Here is a 3,714-nt window from a genome sequence, read left to right as displayed (position 1 = left end):
CCCTCCACCTCGCCGCGTCTCTCCAGCAAATCCGCCCCCAGCGAATCCGCCCAGGGCGTAGCCCGCCGCGCCTGCTTCGACGGGTATGTCGGCACCAGCGCCTAGGCTTCACCTCATGCGTTCTCCGGTCCCGGTGGCTCCCCCGCCCGCAATCCCGCTGTCCAGCCTCGGTGCCGTGTTCACCCGCCGCTGGGTGGTCGACCTGGTCCTCGACCTGTGCGGGTACGAAGCGGAGCACGACCTGACACGGCTGCGCGCGGTGGAGCCCGCCGTGGGTTCCGGCGCCTTCCTCGAGGTCATGGTCGAGCGGCTCGTGCGGTCCCGCCGGAAACACGCTCCCGATCTGCCGTGGCAGGACCTCCGGGACAGCCTGCGTGGATGGGATGTACAGCGCAAACACGTACTGCGCTGCCGGGCGAAGGCGGTTGAGGTCCTCACCGCGGCCGGATGCCCCGAGCAGACGGCCCAGGACCTCGCGGACGCATGGCTGCGAGTCGGGGACTTCCTGCTCATCGACCACCGCGAACGAGCCGCGGACCTCGTGGTCGGGAATCCGCCGTACATCCGGATCGAGGACATCGAAGCGGACCTGCTCGCCGCTTACCGCAAGGCGTGTCCGACGATGGGCGGGCGAGCCGACATCTACGTCGGCTTCTTCGAGCGCGGCCTCGACCTCCTTGCGCCCGGCGGCCGGCTCGGCTTCATCTGCGCGGACCGCTGGATGCGCAACCAGTACGGCAAGCGGCTGCGTGAGAAGGTCGTCTCCGGTGGATATGCGATGGAGACCTCGCTGATCATGCATGACGCCCCCGCGTTCGTCGACGAGGTCAGCGCCTATCCGGCAATCACCGTGCTGAGACGGGACACCCAAGGGTCGGCGGTCCTGGGTGACGCCACCCGTTCGTTCGAGGCGGCCGATGCCGACGAGTTCCGGGATTGGGCCCGCGGTTCCCGCACGTCTTTCCACAGTCCGGGCGTCACGGCCAACCGCATCCCGACCTGGCACGGTACGAGCGAGTCGTGGCCCGACGGCTCCCCCGCCGTGCTCGCCTGGTTGGAACGCCTGGCGGCCGAGTGCCCGCCACTGCAGGACGAGCGGACCGGCACGCGCATCAGTATCGGCGTGGCCACCGGAGCGGACGCCGTATACGTCACTCGTGACGCGCAGGCCGCCGAGGCGGAGCGGATGCTCCCGCTGTCCATGGCCACCGACACCAAGTCCGGTTCATTCGTGTGGAGCGGCCACTACCTGGTCAATCCGTGGGATGAACACGGCCTCGTCGACATCGGCCGATGGCCGCGCATGGCCGAGTACTTCGGACACCATTCGGCCGCGCTGCGGGGCCGTTCCATCGCGCGCCGGAGCACGGGGAGTTGGTACCGCACCATCGACCGGGTCTCCATGGAGCTGCTGACCAGACCGACGCTGCTGCTCCAGGACATGAAAGCGTATATCCACCCCGTACTGGCTCCGGTGGGTTTCTACCCGCACCACAATCTCTACTACCTCGTGTCCGAGGCGTGGGACATGGAGGCGCTGGGCGGGCTGCTGCTGAGCGAGGCGGTGGAGAAGCAGGTGTCGGCCTACTGCGTCAAAATGCGCGGCAAGACCATGCGGTTCCAGGCCCAGTACCTACGACGGGTCCGCGTGCCCGAGCTGGCCGGCATTCCGGAGCCGGTGCTGGACGAGCTCAAAGCGGCGTTCCGCACACGCGATCGCGCACGTGCCACGACCGCGGCGCTTCGCGCCTACGGGCTGGACTCGCTGCCCGACTGACCGACCCGCACAACAAACAGAATCAGGAAGAGGAGCGGGAATGATCCGAGGCACGGAGATGCGTGTCGATCTCGCACTGCGCAGTTGGACCGACACCCGGATAGAACAGGCGCTGCGCTCGAACAGCACCGGCAACGCCCAGGACGGCAACCGGCCCGCGGTGACGGGTGGAAAGCACCTGAACGCGATCGACCGCCTCGTCCAGGACGAGTTGGCGGCAACCGGGGCGCGGGGACTCGAGCTCCGGGTCGCGCGGAGCGCGGTCCTGCCCGGCTACTACCGTCCGACCAAGGCATGGGACCTCCTTGTGCTCCAGCACGGCGAGCCGGTCCTCGCGGTCGAGTACAAGTCGATGAGCGGAAGCGAGGGCAAGAACCTCAACAACCGTGCGGACGAGGTGTTCGGCGTGGCCGAGGACGTCCGGCAGGCCGAGATCCACGGACTGCTGCCGCGGACCATGCGCCGCGCCTACGTGTTCGTCATGGCGATGACGCCCGCCAGTACGAAGCCCGTCACCGTGCCGCAGGTCGCGGCGGGCGAGAGCGATCCGGCGTTCGAGGGGGCCGGCTACCTCGAACGGTCGGCGCTCATGTGCGAACGGATGCTGGAGACCGGCCTCTACCACTTCGCATGGGCCGTCGGGGTCCAGGAACATCCCTTCGACTGGTTCGAGCCCCGTCCCTCGGTGACGTGGGACAGGTTCGCGCACGGCTTGCACGGCATGTTCGAGGACGGCGAAGTGAGGCCGCTTCCGAAGCACGCCGTCTGACGCCGCCGGGTGGCCTGAGAGGATGGGGGCATGACGGAGACGACGGTCGGGGTCGGTGGGGCGGCCGAGAGCACGGACATGGTGCTGAACATCGGGCCGCAGCATCCCTCGACGCATGGGGTCCTGCGGTTGCGGCTCGTGCTGGACGGGGAGCGGATCAGGACCGCGGAGCCGATCATCGGGTACATGCACCGCGGCGCGGAGAAGCTCTTCGAGGCGCGGGACTACCGGCAGATCATCATGCTGGCGAACCGGCACGACTGGCTGTCGGCGTTCTCCAACGAGCTGGGCGTGGTGCTCGCGGTGGAGCGGATGCTCGGCATGGAGGTGCCCGAGCGGGCGGTGTGGACCCGCACCCTGCTCGCGGAGCTGAACCGGGTGCTGAACCATCTGATGTTCCTGGGGTCGTATCCGCTGGAGCTGGGCGGGATCACGCCGATCTTCTACGCGTTCACCGAGCGCGAGGAGTTGCAGCACGTGATGGAGGAGGTCTCCGGCGGCCGGATGCACTACATGTTCAACCGGGTCGGCGGCCTGAAGGAGGACCTGCCGAACGGCTGGACCGGGCGGGCGCGGGCGGTGGTGGCCGGCGTGCGGTCGCGGATGGGCCGCTTCGACGACCTGGTGCTCGGCAACGAGATCTTCCGCGGCCGCACCCGGGGTGTGGGGGTGCTGTCGGCGGCCGACGTGCACGCGTTCGGGGTGAGCGGGCCGATCGCCCGCGCCTCCGGCGTCGACTTCGACCTGCGGCGCGACGAACCGTACCTCGGGTACGGGGAGTTGGGCGGCACCCTGAAGGTCGCCACCCGCACCGAGGGCGACTGCCTGGCCCGGTTCGAGGTGCTGCTGGAGCAGACCCACAACGCGCTGGCGCTGGCCGACGCCTGCCTGGACCGGCTCGCCGAACTGCCGCCCGGCCCGGTCAACCAGCGCCTGCCGAAGGTCCTCAAGGCCCCCGAGGGCCACACCTACGCCTGGACCGAGAACCCGCTCGGCCTCAACGGCTACTACCTGGTGTCCAAGGGCGAGAAGACCCCGTACCGGCTGAAGCTGCGCTCCGCGTCGTTCAACAACATCCAGGCGCTGAACGTGCTGCTGCCGGGCACCCAGGTGGCCGACATGGTCGCGATCCTCGGCTCGATGTTCTTCGTCGTCGGCGACATCGACA

General features: G+C 68.9%; 3 protein-coding genes. All 3 read left to right on the top strand.

Annotated features, from left to right (window positions below):
* Positions 1–115: 115 nt before the first annotated feature.
* Entirely contained in the window at positions 116–1,777 is a 1,662-nt protein-coding gene (locus AC13HU_RS33930; protein WP_483045833.1) for an Eco57I restriction-modification methylase domain-containing protein, read from the top strand.
* A gap of 40 nt (positions 1,778–1,817) precedes the next feature.
* On the top strand, positions 1,818–2,546 hold the full coding sequence (locus tag AC13HU_RS33925; protein WP_483045832.1) for a PaeR7I family type II restriction endonuclease: 729 nt from the start codon (positions 1,818–1,820) through the stop codon (positions 2,544–2,546).
* A gap of 30 nt (positions 2,547–2,576) precedes the next feature.
* On the top strand, positions 2,577–3,714 hold a 1,138-nt coding region (locus AC13HU_RS33920; RefSeq protein WP_483045831.1), incomplete at its 3' end, for an NADH-quinone oxidoreductase subunit D.

It is taken from the genome of Streptomyces sp. NH27, from assembly GCF_056859195.1.
Note: the sequence above shows the minus strand (reverse complement) of the source record. Positions and strands in the feature narration are given on the sequence as shown.